General features: G+C 49.3%; 11 protein-coding genes and 1 riboswitch. Of the genes, 7 read left to right on the plus strand and 4 right to left on the minus strand.

Annotation, left to right across the window (positions count from 1 at the left end; all coding sequences use genetic code 11):
- Positions 1–316 precede the first annotated feature (316 nt).
- On the plus strand, positions 317–4,741 hold the full coding sequence (locus ASG89_RS07210; RefSeq protein WP_057309918.1) for an OmpL47-type beta-barrel domain-containing protein: 4,425 nt from the start codon (positions 317–319) through the stop codon (positions 4,739–4,741).
- Between the two features lie 92 nt (positions 4,742–4,833).
- Here ASG89_RS07210 and gcvPB read toward each other — a convergent pair whose 3' ends face one another.
- From gcvPB to gcvT, 3 genes are read right to left on the minus strand one after another with little or no spacing between them, the layout of a single operon-like run.
- Positions 4,834–6,291 (minus strand): aminomethyl-transferring glycine dehydrogenase subunit GcvPB, encoded by a 1,458-nt coding sequence (gcvPB, locus tag ASG89_RS07215; protein WP_057309919.1) that lies wholly within the window; start codon positions 6,289–6,291, stop codon positions 4,834–4,836.
- Complete coding sequence (gene gcvPA / locus ASG89_RS07220; protein ID WP_057309920.1) at positions 6,288–7,643, minus strand: aminomethyl-transferring glycine dehydrogenase subunit GcvPA; 1,356 nt, start codon at positions 7,641–7,643, stop codon at positions 6,288–6,290. Before gcvPA ends, gcvPB begins: the two co-directional genes overlap by 4 nt.
- 34 nt (positions 7,644–7,677) lie before the next feature.
- Positions 7,678–8,772: a glycine cleavage system aminomethyltransferase GcvT gene (gene gcvT / locus ASG89_RS07225; protein ID WP_157276561.1), complete on the minus strand. Its 1,095-nt coding sequence runs from the start codon at positions 8,770–8,772 to the stop codon at positions 7,678–7,680.
- Between the two features lie 208 nt (positions 8,773–8,980).
- A riboswitch (glycine riboswitch) is annotated at positions 8,981–9,077 on the minus strand.
- Positions 9,078–9,275: 198 nt separating this feature from the next.
- Between gcvT and gcvH the strand changes: the two genes are divergently transcribed.
- Together gcvH and ASG89_RS07235 are read left to right on the plus strand one after the other, a co-directional pair.
- Complete coding sequence (gene gcvH / locus ASG89_RS07230; RefSeq protein ID WP_057309922.1) at positions 9,276–9,665, plus strand: glycine cleavage system protein GcvH; 390 nt, start codon at positions 9,276–9,278, stop codon at positions 9,663–9,665.
- Between the two features lie 40 nt (positions 9,666–9,705).
- Positions 9,706–10,302 carry a sulfite oxidase-like oxidoreductase gene (locus tag ASG89_RS07235; RefSeq protein WP_057309923.1) on the plus strand — a complete coding sequence of 199 codons (597 nt, stop codon included), beginning with the start codon at positions 9,706–9,708 and terminating at the stop codon, positions 10,300–10,302.
- A 430-nt stretch (positions 10,303–10,732) separates the two neighbouring features.
- Here ASG89_RS07235 and ASG89_RS07240 read toward each other — a convergent pair whose 3' ends face one another.
- Positions 10,733–11,563, minus strand: coding sequence for an AraC family transcriptional regulator (locus ASG89_RS07240; protein WP_057309924.1), 831 nt, complete (start codon positions 11,561–11,563; stop codon positions 10,733–10,735).
- 110 nt (positions 11,564–11,673) lie between these two features.
- Here ASG89_RS07240 and ASG89_RS07245 point away from each other — a divergent pair, with 110 nt between their 5' ends.
- Genes ASG89_RS07245 through ASG89_RS07260 form a run of 4 tightly spaced genes read left to right on the plus strand, consistent with a single transcriptional unit; the run spans position 11,674 to position 16,005 of the window.
- Positions 11,674–12,597 (plus strand): aldo/keto reductase, encoded by a 924-nt coding sequence (locus ASG89_RS07245; protein WP_057309925.1) that lies wholly within the window; start codon positions 11,674–11,676, stop codon positions 12,595–12,597.
- On the plus strand, positions 12,594–14,534 hold the full coding sequence (locus tag ASG89_RS07250) for a hypothetical protein (protein ID WP_057309926.1): 1,941 nt from the start codon (positions 12,594–12,596) through the stop codon (positions 14,532–14,534). The genes ASG89_RS07245 and ASG89_RS07250 overlap by 4 nt, the downstream gene beginning before the upstream one ends.
- Complete coding sequence (locus ASG89_RS07255; protein WP_057309927.1) at positions 14,534–15,367, plus strand: amidohydrolase family protein; 834 nt, start codon at positions 14,534–14,536, stop codon at positions 15,365–15,367. Before ASG89_RS07250 ends, ASG89_RS07255 begins: the two co-directional genes overlap by 1 nt.
- Positions 15,364–16,005, plus strand: coding sequence for a hypothetical protein (locus ASG89_RS07260; RefSeq protein ID WP_157276555.1), 642 nt, complete (start codon positions 15,364–15,366; stop codon positions 16,003–16,005). The genes ASG89_RS07255 and ASG89_RS07260 overlap by 4 nt, the downstream gene beginning before the upstream one ends.
- Positions 16,006–16,399: the final 394 nt, after the last annotated feature.

Genomic DNA, 16,399 nt, shown 5'->3' on the forward strand with positions numbered 1-16,399 from the left:
GATAGTGGAATGAAGCCCTCAACTTGTTCAGACAAGGAGGGCTTTTTCTTGTTTTCTAAGTTTGCATAAAAGTTCAAGTATAGAATCTATGTTTACAATGGGCTGAAGACGAGAGAGTTCATATAAGTGGGTTTTGTTCATATTGCGAAAGGCAGGATTGTTCAGTGTTAGATGTTATGTAGACTACACAGATGAGGGTTATGGGTCTACCCTATAGACAGAGGTGATGAAATCGCTAAGCGAAATTGAACGTACGGGAGGTTACAACATTCATCAACTCACCCTACCTTACCTCAACCACAAAAGGAGACGGAGCATGATGCATAGAAAGCACAAACTGTTAGGATGGTTTTTGCTGTTGATAGTCATTACATCTCTTAATCTCACCAAACAATTGGAAGCTTTAGCCGCACCAGCAGCACCTACGACTTATTTTCAGGATGATTTCTCGGACGGTGATTATTCGGCTAACCCAGTATGGACACCAGCCTCTGGAACTTGGAAAGTGAATACGGACCCTACTGATGCCAGTAATAAAATGTTAAATCAGACGGATGCAGGTGAAGGGATCCTTACAGCAGGTGATGCTGCATGGACGAATTCAACCGTTACGATGCGCTTCTACACAGGTGCTGGCGGAGCGTATCCGGGAATTCTGGCGCGAGTACAGGACTATAGAAATTTTTATTATTTCCAAATGCAAACGACCACTGGCTTGGTTCTTTCCAAAAGAATCAACGGTACAGATACAACGATAAGAAGCTTCAGTTATCCTATGAACAAAAACACATGGTATACACTAAAAATGGTTACTGTTGGAAATTCCATTAGATGCTATATCGTTAATAATGGCGTTGATAAACTCATTTTTGATGAGTCCGATACGACATTTCCGAGTGGAAAAATTGGAATTCGGAATAAATGGCAGGCCATTTATTTGGATGATGTGAAGGTAACAGATGCTCCGGTTGCTAATCCTTCAGTGGTTCAGTCCAACACTCAAACTAACACCACAATATCCCTGAATTGGCCGCAAGTAGACGGAGCTACAAGCTACAATATTTATCGTTCAACGACGCCAAATACCGGTTATACCTTTGTATCCAACAGCACAACCAACAGTTTTGTGGATGCGGGCTTACTTTTTGATACCGCGTATTATTATAAAATAGCCTTTGTCTATGGTGGACTTACGGAATCGCAATGGTCCTCTGAATTAAGTGTGCGGACGACGCCAGCGCCACCTGCTGCACCTGCGGGACAGACGGCAACTGCCGTAAATGCCTCGAAAATCAATTTGAGCTGGACAGCGGTAGTTAAAGCAACAGGGTATCGGGTATATCGATCTTCTGATGATGGAAACACGTTCACCCAGGTGTACGACGGAAAGGCCTTAAACTATGGAGATACAGGGTTAAATCCGAACACAGCATATAAATACCAGATCACGGCATATAACACGATTGGTGAATCACCTGCAGCTTCTGCACAGGCTGCTACCTATCGCTATAATGCCCCTGGAAATTTCCAAGCAACTTCCGTTACGGATACCACAGCTGCAATAACCTGGGATGCTGTGCAAGGAACAACCGTCACATATCAATTAAACAGATCCTCAAGCGAGACTGGAACGTATAGTCAGATATATAGTGGTCCGAATAAGGTGTTTATCGATACAGGCTTAACACAAGGCACAGGATACTTTTATAAACTAGTTGCCGTCATAGATGGGACCACTTCAGCCTTGTCCGATCCGCTGGGAGTAGGCACAGTGAGAACGGCTTTTACACCTGGTACGGCATGGTCAGATCTCAGTGGTAACCCTATTGATGCCCATGGAGCGGGTATCATGTATGATCAGACTACACAGAAATACTATTGGTACGGTGAATATCATAAAGGCGCGTGGCCTTCATCTGGAGTGAGAGTATACGCTTCGACGGATCTGTACAATTGGACGGATGAAGGTATGGCACTCACCATGGTCAAATCAATGGACGATTTTACAAACGATCCTTTCATTTCCGCACTCTATGCGGGTAGAACGGATACGTTGAACGTCTGGGCTGATATTCGAACGGGCCGAATTATAGAGAGACCCAAAGTGATCTATAACGATAAAACCAAGAAATATGTCATGTGGGCTCATATTGATGGAGATAAAGATCCGTATAATAACAATGCGAACTATGGCAAAGCGCAAGCCGGTTATGCCATAAGTGATTCACCTATAGGACCGTTTATCTACCAGAAGAGCTACCGCATGGATCAAGCACCAGCGGGGCAGGTCGATTATCAGCCAGGCAATCCTGGTATGGCACGCGATATGAATTTGTTTAAAGATGATGACGGTACTGCATATCTCATCTATTCCAGCGAAGAAAACTTAACCATCTATATTTCCAAACTGTTGGATGATTACTCAGATGTGACGGGCTGGCATACGGATGGCCTTGTAGATGCCAGCGGCAAACCAGTCCGAGATGCAAGCTATAAAGCTGTATATGGTACAGATTATGTAAGAGTATTTCCAGGTACGCAGCGTGAAGCACCAGCCATCTTTAAATTTAATGGAAAGTACTACATGATCACTTCCGGTGCTACGGGATGGTCTCCGAATGAAAATAAGTTCAGCGTGGCAGATGCTATGTTTGGTCCTTGGGGGGCGCCAGTGAATCCATTTGTAAGGACATCGGCATCAGATCCAGATCCAATGACAGCCTTTAAATCGCAATCGACATTTGTGATCCCAGTTGACCCCGCGAAAGGGAAATTCATCTATGTGGGGGACGATTGGAATGGCGGACAGTTTACGACAAATGGCGGTGCCAAATACATATGGCTGCCCATTGAATTTGGCCAAGGTACGGATATCTCGATAAGATGGTATAGCAGTTGGAACAAAGATGTATTGAACAGTATGGGAAAAATAGACGTGAATCTGGCATTGCCTGAAGTTGTTGCTACGGGAGCCGTACTGAATTTACCAACACAGATTGAAGTTATCCCAAGTGGTGCAACGGTTGCAACGACAACCGCAGTAACGTGGTCAGTCAATGCACAGCCACTAACAGCGAGTACATTTGCGCTTCCAGGCGTCTATACCTTACAGGCTGTTCTTCCCCAGTTTAATAATAAAGCGTTACGTTTTAAAATGTACGCTGTTCCTGATAAGACCATCTATTTGGTCAACAGCGGTGGTTATGCGACAAGTGATTACAGCCTGATGACCTCATACCTTCAAGATACTCTAGTTAATAAGGACGTAGTTGAACAGGCGTATAACGCTGCTAATCCAGCTCCTTGGGGCTATGTCGGAACGAATTCGAATTCAGCAGGTTCAGCTAGTGGAGATATGTTCTCAACCCTTCGTTATCTGAATGGGGGTAATGTTAGTAATTCCCCTGCGGGTACGGACCTGACCTACAAGTTCAATGTAAAGAATGGTTCCTACACCGTGTACACAGGCTTCAACGATATATGGAACAATGCTTCCAGGAAAGCTGACTTATATATCAATGGGGTTAAAAAGAATGCGATTACGTATATTTCCAATACAGTTTATGGAAATTCTGTTAATGTGACGGATGGCACGATCACTGTTACAGTGAGAAATACGGCTTCACAGGATCCGTTGATCAACTGGTTGATGATTGTTGACCCTACCCAGGCGCATGATCCATTAAGGGGACTTAAGGTCATTTCGACAACAGCCAATTCCGCTGAGCTTTCCTGGAACAAAGCAATCGGGGCAACCTCTTATACACTCTACAGATCATCAAGTGCAGATGGTACCTATGCGCCAATTTATCAGGGAGGAGCAGCGACCTTTACGGACAATGGAGTCGACCCTGCTATACGCTATTACTACAAAGTTACTTCTTCTAGCGTTTCTGTCGAATCGTCAATGTCAGCTTCAGTCTCTATCCTCTTGGATCAAATAAAGCCAGTTACCGAATTTGCTATGGCAGGAGCGCCTAACAATGGTTGGTACGCGACGAACGTTGTATCGCTGAATGCTGCGGATGAGTTATCTGGCGTTGCCAAGACGGAATACAAAGTAGGGGATTCGGTAGATTGGAAGTTGTATGCAGGGTCATTTACATTACCTCAGGACGGTATGAATACAATCCAGTACCACTCTGTGGATCGAGCAGGCAATGTGGAAGATGTGAAGCAGATGGCCGTACAGGTTGATGTAACACTGCCTACCTATAGGTTTTTGATCAACGGCAATGCGTTAATGGAGGGAGACTCCTTTGATGATCATCTGCCGCTAACTTTCCAAGTTTCCGATAGTCTATCCGGATTGGCTGCTGCACAGATCACGGTTAGCGGCTCGGTCTATTCTTTAGATCTGACAAAGGGCTCAAGCGTAGTTTTCGATTTAGCGGGGAAAGTTGGAAGTCATCAAGTGTCAATCACGATTGAAGATATAGCAGGGAATAAATTGGTTAAGCATTCCCAACTCCATGTGACAACCAGTATTGAGGCTATGAATCAGCTGCTTACTCGCTATAGTGCTTCTCTAAGCCATTCCTTAACATCTCAGTTGAGCAACGCCCTCAAGCAGGCGCAGCATAAACAGGATATGAATCGACCAGATCAGGCTGCCAAGCATATGGAGGACTTTGTGAAACACTTGAATAAAGCAGATGTAGGAAAAGATATTGATAACAGAGTGAAAGGTATACTCCTTGCAGATGCAAATGCTTTGATTGTGCAATGGGCTTCTCAGTAAAAATGAGGTCGTAACGCAAAATAAAGGCTGATCCCAAAAGTAGCATTCTACTTCTGGAATCAGCCTTTTCACATGTTATGCTGGTGTTTGCTTTACCCGCAGGTACAATTCAAAACCGGCTTCCGTGCGGCTAATGCCTCATCCATCCGACTGACAACGGTCGTGTAAGGGGCATTTTTAACTAACTCTGGATTCTCTTCGGCTTCTTTGGCAATGGCAATCATCGTATCGATGAAGCTGTCGAGCGTTTGCTTGCTTTCGGTCTCCGTCGGCTCAATCATGATGCATTCTTCCACGCTGAGCGGGAAGTAGATGGTTGGCGGGTGGTAACCGAAGTCAAGCAATCTTTTGGCAATATCGAGTGTACGGACACCCAGCTTCTTTTGGCGATTCCCAGATAGCACGAATTCGTGCTTACAGAAACGGGGATGCGGAACATCGAAGTAAGGCGTTAAGCGAGCTAGCATATAGTTCGCGTTAAGGACGGCGTACTCGGATACGTTGCGCAAGCCTTCCGGGCCGAGCGTACGAATGTACGTGTAGGCGCGAACTAGGATGCCGAAGTTGCCATAGTAGCCTTTGACGCGGCCGATGGACTGAGGATAGTTGTAGTCGAAATAGAAGCTGTTATCTTCACGTTTGGCTACAAGTGGCGTCGGCAGAAAAGGAATCAGCCGCTCTTTGACGCCGACTGGGCCTGCACCAGGGCCGCCTCCGCCGTGCGGGGTGCTCATGGTTTTGTGCAGGTTGAGATGGACGACATCGAAGCCCATGTCCCCTGGCCGTGTGATGCCCATAATGGCATTCGCGTTCGCGCCATCATAGTAGAGCAGCCCGCCTGCCCCATGCACGATTTCGGCGATCTCGACGATTTGTTCTTCGAACAAGCCGAGTGTGTTCGGGTTCGTGAGCATGAGCGCGGCCGTATCGGATCCGACGGCACGGCGCAATTCGTCGAGATTCACGAGGCCGCGGTCATCGGATTTGATCGTGACGGTTTGGAAGCCAGCAACCGTTGCACTGGCTGGATTCGTGCCATGCGCCGAATCTGGACAAATGACCTTGGTACGATGCTCGCCGCGGCTTTCGTGATAAGCACGGATCATCATGAGCCCCGTCCATTCACCATGTGCGCCAGCCGCAGGCTGCAAGGTTACGCGATCCATGCCTGTGATCGCTTCGAGATCATGCTGGAGATTGTACAACAGCTCCATTGCACCTTGTATCGATTCTTCCGGCTGATACGGATGAATATGAGCGAAGCCGGGGAAGCGGGCGACGTCTTCGTTGATTTTGGGATTATATTTCATCGTACATGAACCTAGCGGATAGAAGCCATTATCGACCCCGAAGTTGCGACGAGACAACGCCGTGTAGTGGCGGATGACATCGATTTCATACACTTCGGGCAGGTCTGGTTCTGTCTGGCGCCGAAATTTGGCAGGAAGAAGTTCCTCGATATTCACGTCGGGAACGTCCGAGTCAGGCAAGGAGTAGGCGACACGTCCGGGATGGCTCATTTCGAAAATAAGTGCTTTTTCGTTGTTCATACGAGTTCCTCCAATGCAGCTGCGAAGGCATCAATATCTTCGCGTGTTCGTTGCTCGGTGATGGCGATTAGCATATGGCTGGCCAGCTCGGGATAGTCGCGGCCAAGATCGTAGCCGCCGATGATGTTTCGGTTCAGGAGCTGACGATTCAGCTCCTCGATGTTCGTGCCGTCCGGCAGCTTGACGGCAAATTCATTGAAATAGCTGCCTGTGAACGGCAGCTCGAGTTTGGTTGACGCGGCGATGCGACTGGCCGCGTAATGGGCTTTGCGGACGTTCAGCGTGCCGACGTCCTGAATGCCTTGCTTGCCCATCGTAGACAAGTACACGGATGCGCAAAGCGCGAGCAGCGCCTGGTTCGAGCAGATGTTCGACGTGGCTTTCTCACGTCGTATATGCTGCTCACGCGCTTGCAGCGTAAGCACGAACCCGCGCTTGCCATCGCGGTCCACGGTTTGACCCACGATGCGCCCCGGCATGCGGCGCATCCAGCTCTCCGCGACGGCGAAGTAGCCGCAGCTCGGCCCTCCCAGCGCAGCTGGGATGCCGAGCGGCTGGCAATCGCCGACGACGATGTCAGCGCCGAGCTTACCCGGCGCTTCGAGCAGCCCGAGCGTGAGCGGATTCGCGCTCACGACGAGCAGTGCGCCCGCGCCGTGCGCGAGCGGCTCCACAGCCGCGATATCCTCCAAGCAGCCGAAGAAATTCGGCGATTGGAGGATGACGGCGGCAGCGTCGCTCTCGAGCCCCGCCGCGAGGTCGTCGAGATCCGTGACACCTTCGGGGGTCACGGAGATCTCGACGACGTCCAAGTTCAGCCCGCGGGCGGACGTGCGCAGGACGGCGCGCGCTTCCGGGTGCACCGCGCGGGACACGAGCAGACGGCTGCGCTTCGTCGCGCCGCTGGCTAGCGCGCCGGCTTCGGCCAGCGCTGTGGCGCCATCGTACATCGAGGCGTTCGCCACGGCCATGCCGGTAAGCTCACAGATGTACGACTGAAATTCAAAAATCGCCTGCAATTCCCCTTGGCTGATTTCCGGTTGATAAGGCGTGTACGCGGTGTAGAACTCCGAGCGTGAGATGACATGATTGATCACCACCGGAAGGTGATGATCGTAGATGCCAGCGCCCAGGAAGCTGGCGTAGCGCTGGAAATCCGCATTCCGCCCCGCCAACTCGCGCATATATCGGAGCAATCCCTGCTCACTAAGTGCGTTCCCCACTTGCAGCTCACCCTGAAACCGCACCTGCTGCGGGATATCACTAAACATCTCTTCCATGGAGGAGATGCCGATCGTTTCCAGCATTTCCTTTTGATCCTGCTCTGTAATAGGCAAATAACGATGCTTCATACCGATGATGCTCCTTCCAACCTGGATTCGGGAATTATTTCTTTTTGTGAAAAGGGGTAGAGACAACTGTAGCTTTCACTTGCGAGCCTCTGATTTCAACGAATAGTTCCGTTCCTAGCGCGCTATATGCGGAATCGACTAATGCTAAGCCGACATTCGTTTTGTACGTTGGAGATTGTGTACCTGTCGTAATTTCACCAATCTGTTTACTCTCGGCGTACACGGCGTAATGCGGTCGAGGAATACCGCGCTCTTGCATTTCAATGCCAACGAGCTTTCGTGGCACTCCAATTGTTTTTTGCTCGAGCAGGGCATCCCGTCCTATGAAATCACCTTTATCCAACTTTACAAAAAAGGAAAGTCCCGCCTCAAGCGGCGAAATCTTCGAGGATAGCTCCTGTCCGTATAGGGGAAGCCGCGCTTCAAAGCGAAGCGTATCTCGAGCTCCTAAACCAGTCGGAATGAGCCCGTGCTCCTCACCAGCTTCAAGTAGTGTCCTCCACAATGTGATGGCATCTTTCTGATCCACATATAGCTCGAAGCCATCTTCACCTGTATACCCTGTGCGGGATAACAACGTGGTTACTCCACCTACTTTCACATCAGCAAGGAAATGGAAGGTCTTCAAGGTCTGTATCGGTGCGTCAGTCAATTTAGCTAGAATGTCTAGGGCCCGTGGTCCTTGCAGCGCCAGCAAAGCAGTTTCTTCAGAAATGTTAGTCAACGCTACTTGACCAGTCAGGTGCTGCTGCAACCAAGCGATATCTTTTTCAATATTGGAGGCATTGATTACAAGCATATAGTCCTCGCCGCTGAACTTGTAAACGAGCAGATCATCAACCACACCACCGTCCGGATAGCATAGGAGGCTGTACTGGCACTGCCCTTCCACCAGCTTAGACACATCATTCGTCGTAACTCGCTGTAAAAATGCGAGAGCATCCGGGCCTTGAATACGTACCTCACCCATATGGGAAACATCAAAAAGCCCTGCCTGCTGTCTGACGGCGTCATGCTCTTTCTGAATGCCCGTAAACTGCACAGGCAGTTCCCAGCCGCCAAAATCAATGATTCGCGCGCCATATTCTGCGTAAATCGGGAAAAGCGGTGTTCGTTTCAGCATGCAAATAACCTCACTTTCACTCAACTTATTTACCGATGGTTACATTTCGGAAACACAAATAGGAGCAAAAGATATGCAACACAAACATACCTTTTGCCCCTGTCCTTTATACCTGAGAGTTGCCTAGAACGGGAGAATCTATGCATTCCTCCGTTAAGTTTCCCCTTGGGTGTCCGATTTCCCGTGATTAACGAGTCGAAGCTCTCCAGAGTTGCGTCCGATATAGGTCCTTTTGCCTGAGAGATTCACCGCTTTGGGCTTACTCCTTCGGCGCTGCAAACTTGCTTCGCAGTCTCTCCCTATATCCTCATTCGCCAATATTTAGTTAGTCTTATCATATTCATTATGCGCCTAAATCGGTATAAATTGTCAACAGTAACTTTTGCGCTTCAAGGTCAGTTGTGGGTCTTCATGCTCGTTTGACTACATCTCGGATGTGCATCTTGACTTTGATGTTCAGAGTAGATTAAGCTATAAGCAAAATTTGTAAGTAAGTGAGGCGTGGACTGATGAGCAACGTACAAGCCAATTTGTTATACACCAAAGAGCACGAGTGGGTAGAGAAGCTATCGGATACGGTGGTTCGCATAGGGATTACCGATTTTGCACAAGATCAATTGGGTGATATTGTATTCGTGGAGCTTCCGAAAGTTGGCGCTTCTGTAACAGCGAATGAGAGCATTGGGAGTGTGGAATCGGTCAAAACGGTTTCGGATATTTTCTGCCCCGTATCTGGCAAAGTAACGGCTGTGAACAGCACATTGGAAGGTTCACCAGAGCTAGTTAACAATGCGTCCTTCGGTGAAGGTTGGATGGTTGAGATTGAAATCTCAGGACCGGAAGCATTGGAAGGATTATTGAGCGCTGCGGAATACGGCTCTTATATCGGTAACGACTAGAGGTTGCTTCGATTTAGATAGAATGGATGGAGGGTGTTCCATGCAATTTGGTCAAAAGCTGCCGCAGGATCCGAATGATCGTGTTCCTCCTGGGCAAACGCTGACTCAAGGTTGGCCTGTGCTGCATTATGGGTCCGTGCCCTACTACAACGACATGAGCAAATGGGATATGCGTTTGTTCGGTTTGGTGGAGGAAGAGTTCACCATATCGTACAAGGATTTCATGGCACTTCCACGCAAGGAATTTAAGAACGACATCCACTGTGTGACCACGTGGTCTAAGCTGGACAATGTGTGGGAAGGTATTGCTGTATCTGAACTCATGAGCAAAGTGAAGCTGAAACCAGAAGCAACCCATGTGATGCTGCATGCCGAGCATGGATGGACGACGAATCTTCCGCTGGCAGATTTCCTGCTGGAGACGTCTTTTCTAGGCATCCGACACAATGGCGTGCTGTTAACACCTGACCACGGAGCACCCGTGAGAATGGTCGTACCGCATTTGTATTTCTGGAAAAGTGCCAAATGGCTGCGAGGCATCGAGTTTATGGCGAAAGATAAGCCGGGCTTCTGGGAGCGGAATGGTTACCATATGTACGGAAATCCGTGGAATGAAGAGCGCTACGATTTTGATTAACGAGAAAAGCCCACTAAAGCGAAATCTGCTATAGTGGGCTTTTTTTGATTCAGTTGAGTAGCTAGTATTCAAATAAATGTAAAATGTACAGTTAATTTTGCCGTACTACCTGAGATTTTGCGATTAGATGTAAAATGTACAGTTAAATTTAGCTAGTTTGGCTGTTTGTTGGATTTCGGCAGGAATTAACTGTAGAAACTCCATCTATTGCTTCTAAACGGGGAGAATCAGCAAAAATAACTACATAAAATCCATCTAATTTGTTTGGAGCGGCGGGATCCCGTGTCACGTCTCATCTCATCTCATCTCATCTCATCTCATCTCAAGCCGGCGTCCATACCGAGCCCACACCTGGTTTTGAGCGATTTGGTGCATGCAACAACGAGCATCGTCCACACTTCCTCGAAGGACTCGAAGAAGTTTTCTTCTTTCAATAAGTTCCGGTTCCGCTCTCCAATTTCGCATTCTCCCTGTAGGCTGTTGGGGAAAGACCAATTGTCCGTTTGAACATTCGCGAAAACATGAGGGGGTCTTGGTAGCCCACGGATTGGGCTATTTCGGCAATCCCGAGAAGCTGCCTGCGCAGAAGGCGGCAAGCTTTTCTCATCCGAACATCAGTCAGATATCGGTAAGGGGACATGGACAGCCGCTGCTGGAAAAGACGGCATAGGTATTTGGTCTCCAGTCCTACATGCTCAGCGATTTCGTGTAGGCTGATGCGTTCGGCATAGCGGGCATTCATAAAGGAAACGGCATTACGTACGTGGTGTCCGACATCCGCTCTAAGCGGGGGGGCATCGTCCGGAATAGCCAGTGTACCGAATATTTGGTACAGCAGAGCGGTCAGAAGGAGCTCCTTGGCTGGTTCATTTCGAAGGCTCATTAAATTGCCAAAAAGAGATTCAACGGACGTTGATGAGTCAGCCGCACGGACGGGAGACACGGCAGTAAATCCAGCCAGTTCGACAAGACGCGTGGCGAATGTGCCGACAAAGCCGAACCACGAATAGCGCCAAGGCTCATCCGAATCGGCACAATACGCGTGGACGATGTCCGGCATTACAAGGAACAGCTCGCCAGGACCGATTGTTTCTGTTCGGACTCCCGTTGTGAAAGTACCGCACCCACTGTGAACGTAATGCAGTATGTACATATCTCTTACGCCGGGCCCGAATGACATGTCAGGCAGGCAATTTTGCGTACCGACTTCGAGCACGGCAAGATCAGTTAAACCGATCGGTTCCGTATAAATAAATTCCACGTCTGCTTTCGCCTCTTCCTTAAATAGAGAAGATATGCCATAAGATGGGGAACTCTGGCTATTTTGATTATAAAGGATGAACACTACAATTTACAGTAGGAGGGATAGCAATGGAGTATACTACATTCGGCCGCACCGGACTTCGTGTATCGAAACTCGGGCTTGGCGGCGCACCCCTTGGCGGGGTTTTTGGACCTACGGATGAACGTGACATCGAGAAGATGATCCATGAGGCGTTGGATAGCGGCATCAATTTTATTGATACAGCGCCGAGCTACGGCAGAGGTGAGTCAGAACGTCGAATCGGCAAAGCATTGAACGGCGGTAGAAGAAACGAGGTCGTGTTGGCATCGAAGGCAGTAGGTCCGGGAGAATCGTTCGATTATGCGACGACGATTCGCTCCGTTGAGCATAGTTTGGAACGGCTTCAAACGGATTGGATTGATCTACTGCAAATTCACGATGTGGAGCAGGTTCCCTATGAAACGATTATGAACGAGACGCTTCCTGCTCTGGAGAAGCTGCGGGAAGATGGAAAGATTCGGTATATCGGAGTTTCGACAAGGATACTATCACTTCTGGAGCGTTATGTCCGGCTAAATCGGTTTGACAGCATCCAGTTTTATACGAGATATATGTTGATTGATCATACGGCGAAGGACGAATTGCTCCCGCTCGCAGCAAAGAATGAAATCGGTGTTATCAACGGCAGTGTGCTCGGACTCGGACTGCTTGCCGATACGCCAGCGCCATTTTTGAGGCCTAACCTCATTGATGAAGCAGCGAAGCGGATGGAACAGCTCCAGTTTTTACGTAAAACTGCACCGCACGGTCTCGTTGAGCCGGCTATGCGTTTTAGTCTGTCGCAGCCAACCATACACGTTACCTTGACGGGAGCTGCTACATCGGATGTGCTGCGCACGAACTTGGCATTTTGTGATGGGCAGGGTCTGGATCCAGAGGAGTTGCAACGGGTATTTGCCTTATTTCAGGGCCGAAGTTTATTTCCAGCTGAAAAGGAGGAACTAAAGTGAACACACAAGGAAGCATGATGCTAAGGATTGTAGCGGAGGAGCGAATGGTTCCACCGGAATGGGCGCTCCAGGAACAGTGGTTGTTTGCGACACTGAATCAGTCGGCGAAGGAGTTTGTAGCGCGTTACACGCAGCCGGACGGAAGTCTGATCTGGCAGAAAGAATGGCCGGGTATGGACGGCTCGGATGACCCCTATGAAGGTTTCATGAATCTAGCGCTGCTTTACGTGTTAGGGGGGAGTCGTGAGCTCCATGAGGTATCGCGTAAGATTTGGGAAGGGATTACTTGGCAATGGACCGAGTATGGGCAAATTCACCGAGAATTTGATGCTTACTATGATTGGATGCATCATGGCGAAGGTTATTTATTTCTCTACTTTCTCGGACTAGCCGGTCCTGTTACAAGCAAGGACAAGCAGAGAGCAGTGCGCTTCGCCAGCATGTATACGGGAGACGATCCGGATGCTCCCAATTATGATAAGGCGCAGAAACTGATAAGGTCACCATTGACCGGTAGCAAAGGTCCGCGTTTCACGGTGTCGGAAGAGGATTGGGTCACGCATCGCAGCATTCTCGACCACTATCCTGCACCGTATGAAGATATTCCTGGTGTCGACTTTGCGAGCGGCAAATGCCCTTGGTCCAACGATGACGTCTATCAAAAACTGATTGCGATGATGAATGAGCGAATGAATCGGGGAGACGTCCCGCTGAATTTGAATGCAACCGGATTGATCACTCATGCCTTCATGCATAACGGAGACGCGGCCTACCGCGATTGGGTGGTCGATTATCTCGCAGCATGGGAAGAACGTACCGGTAACAATGGAGGAGTTATTCCCGACAATGTCGGACTGTCCGGCATCATCGGCGAGTACAACGAGGGCAAATGGTGGGGTGGCTACTACGGCTGGAGATGGCCGCACGGTTTTATGACCATCATCGAACCGCTGACGAACGCGTGCATGAACGCTGTTTTACTTACAGGAGACATGACCCAGCTTACGCTGGCTCGTTCTCAACTAGATGCCAACTGGGCGCTAAGACGGGAAGATCAGGGCCAAGTACTCGTGCCGAATAAGCACGGGGATAGCGGTTGGTACGATTGGCGGAAGGCGCTGCCCAAGTATCCAGTCTATTTGTGGACGATGTCCATGGCCGACGAGGATTTGGAGCGGCTAGAGCGGATTCCGAGAGATCATGATTGGAATGAAATTACGGTGCCTGTCGTATCGGGAAGGGACAGCCGGACAGGAAGGGAAACAAAGCACTATATCGGCAATACAGAGCCTTGGTTCCAGTACATTCGAGGGCTCAACCCAGACTATCCGAAGCGGATACTTGCGGCTAATATGGAGCTGGTCGGTCGGCAGTTGAAGCGAATGCGCTCGGAGGAAGGCGACCCGCACGGGTGGAAAAGCGGCTTTGCAGACGGTGACTTCTCTAACATCCATATCTGGCAGGAAATGTGCCCGATTTATTTCGAGTCGCTTGTACAGCTGACACTGGGTGGACCGATGCATATTTCGCACGGTGGCTTGCAGCATGCTCGGGTACGCTATTATGATGCCCTGGAGAGGCGGCCAGGTCTTCCACAAGGCGTGTCTGCACTGGTGGAGGCGCTTACAACGGATAGTGTGACACTTCAGCTGTGCAACACCAGTTTATTTGACCAACGCGAGGTCGTCATTCAGGCAGGGGGCTTCGGCGAGCACGAATTCACAAGTGCCCAGCGAATCGACGTAGAGGGGCAACCGCTAGGCGCGCCTATTGAGCTCAATGGCAAATGGCTGGCAATACAGTTAGAGCAAGGTTCTGGCATTAGGCTGAGGCTTGGCATGAAGCGTTACGTCAATTCGCCAAGCTATGAGATGCCGTGGCCGAACCCGTATGCCGCCGATCTGCTGGCAGGGCGTAGGGAGGATGGGGAAGCGTGATGTACGTAGACAGTCACGTTCATTTTTGGCAGCCATCGCGGATGGATTACGGCTGGTTGAAGCCAGAGAATGACCTGCTATATAGGGACTACTTGCCAGCGCATCTGCTTCCGGAACTCAAAGCGTTCGGAGTTAAGGGGCTTGTAGCCGTACAGGCTGCCGTTACGGTGGAGGAAGCGGAATTCCTGCTGGATCTTGCGCAGACTTGGTCGGTTATATCCGGTGTGAGCGGAGGGCTCGACCCGTTCACGGATCTTTTTCATGAGCAACTTGGGTCCTTGAATGCCAACCCGCACTTTACAGGTATCCGACTTAACGGTAGCGCATTTCGTTCTGACCGCTCTGAGGTGGAGCAGGCCAAACTTCGGTCGGCTCTTGCTGCGCTGATGAAGGCTGATCTTGCACTCGATTTGCTTGTACGGCCCGAAGACCTTTCAGATACAGCATCGTATTTGGAGGAGCAGCCGCAGCTCAAGGCGGTCGTCAACCATCTCGGGTGTCCGAACATTCGGGAGCAGCAGATGGAACCGTGGCGTTCCGGCATGGATCGGTTATCCCAGCTTCCAGGCGTGGCGGTTAAACTGTCCGGTATGATCACGATGGCAGGTGGATGTCATCCTGAAAGGATTCGGCCATACGTCGATCAGTTAGTTCAGTTGTTTGGCTGCAAACGGCTGCTGTTCGGCAGCGATTGGCCTGTTGCTTTACAGGCTGGTGGCTATAAGGATGTCATTCATTTGTTCGAAACTGTACTTCCTGAAGACCTTACAGAAGAGGAGAAGGGAATGATTCGCGCGGGCAACGCCTGCCGATTCTACCCGATACTGACATGACGAGAAGGATGTACAGGTCACAGGTGATAGTAGGGTGCGAAGCGAGCTTTGCACACGCGTTAGCCGAAGCAGCCACAAGCTGGCAGCGCGAACTTCGCGAGCAGGGTATCGTGAGCTGTGCGATATTCGCGAAGGAGAGCGGCATATTTGTTTATTTTGAAGCGGTGAGTGAAGACTGCGAATGGGAGTGGCCAAGTGCGTGCAGGGATCTGTTGGAGACATGGCCAGGTAGTGGGGGCATGAAGCGGTACGCCGTTCCGATGCTTGATATTTACCACGATGGGGAGCCTGAGATAAGGGACGCGAGACAAAATTGCGGCCGTGAGTGTATCGGAATGCTTGCAATATTGAAACCGTCGAAGATCAGCAGCTATATCTTCTATCATTACGCTTTGCAGGAAGAGAAACCGAGCTGCTTTAATCCGACTTATATCATCGGAGCGCACGAGGAGCTTATTTTCTCTTATCACGAACGTCCGACTCCCGCGTTTGTGAACGGAGCGACGCGAAGGAAATGGCCAGCACCGATTACGCCAGAGAACTGGCATGACGTGATGCAGCCACATTTTATTCCGTGGTCGGAGAGCGAGCAGGGACCAATCTTGTGGGAAAAAATGCACGCCATCTTGTCATTTTAAAAACAGAACATAAAGCGCATAAACATTCCTTCCAGAAGGGAACGTAGATGCGCTATTTTTCTTAGACCCCTGTGCCATGTTGCAAAGTTGAAATGTGAAATTTGTTATGTTAGGATAATATTTACTAATCAAAGGGAGATGAAAAGGATAATGTAGTATTTCTTGCTATTTTACGAATGATAAAACATAAGCTAAGCTGTTTTATACTTTGTTAAGCGAGAAAGTTACTTATTCTCTTCACTCAAATAATTTGATCTATCCCATTTAAATGGGTGGATTCTGTTTTCGTTTATTTGAGCTACAAGAAAGGTAACTTTCTTGTAGCTCTTTATTTTTTAATGCGAAAGTGTTGTGTGAATATATCGGTATGCTTTTTTAAAGGAGGGGCACATGA

This window comes from Paenibacillus sp. Soil766 (genome assembly GCF_001428105.1).
GTDB lineage: Bacteria > Bacillota > Bacilli > Paenibacillales > NBRC-103111 > Paenibacillus_E.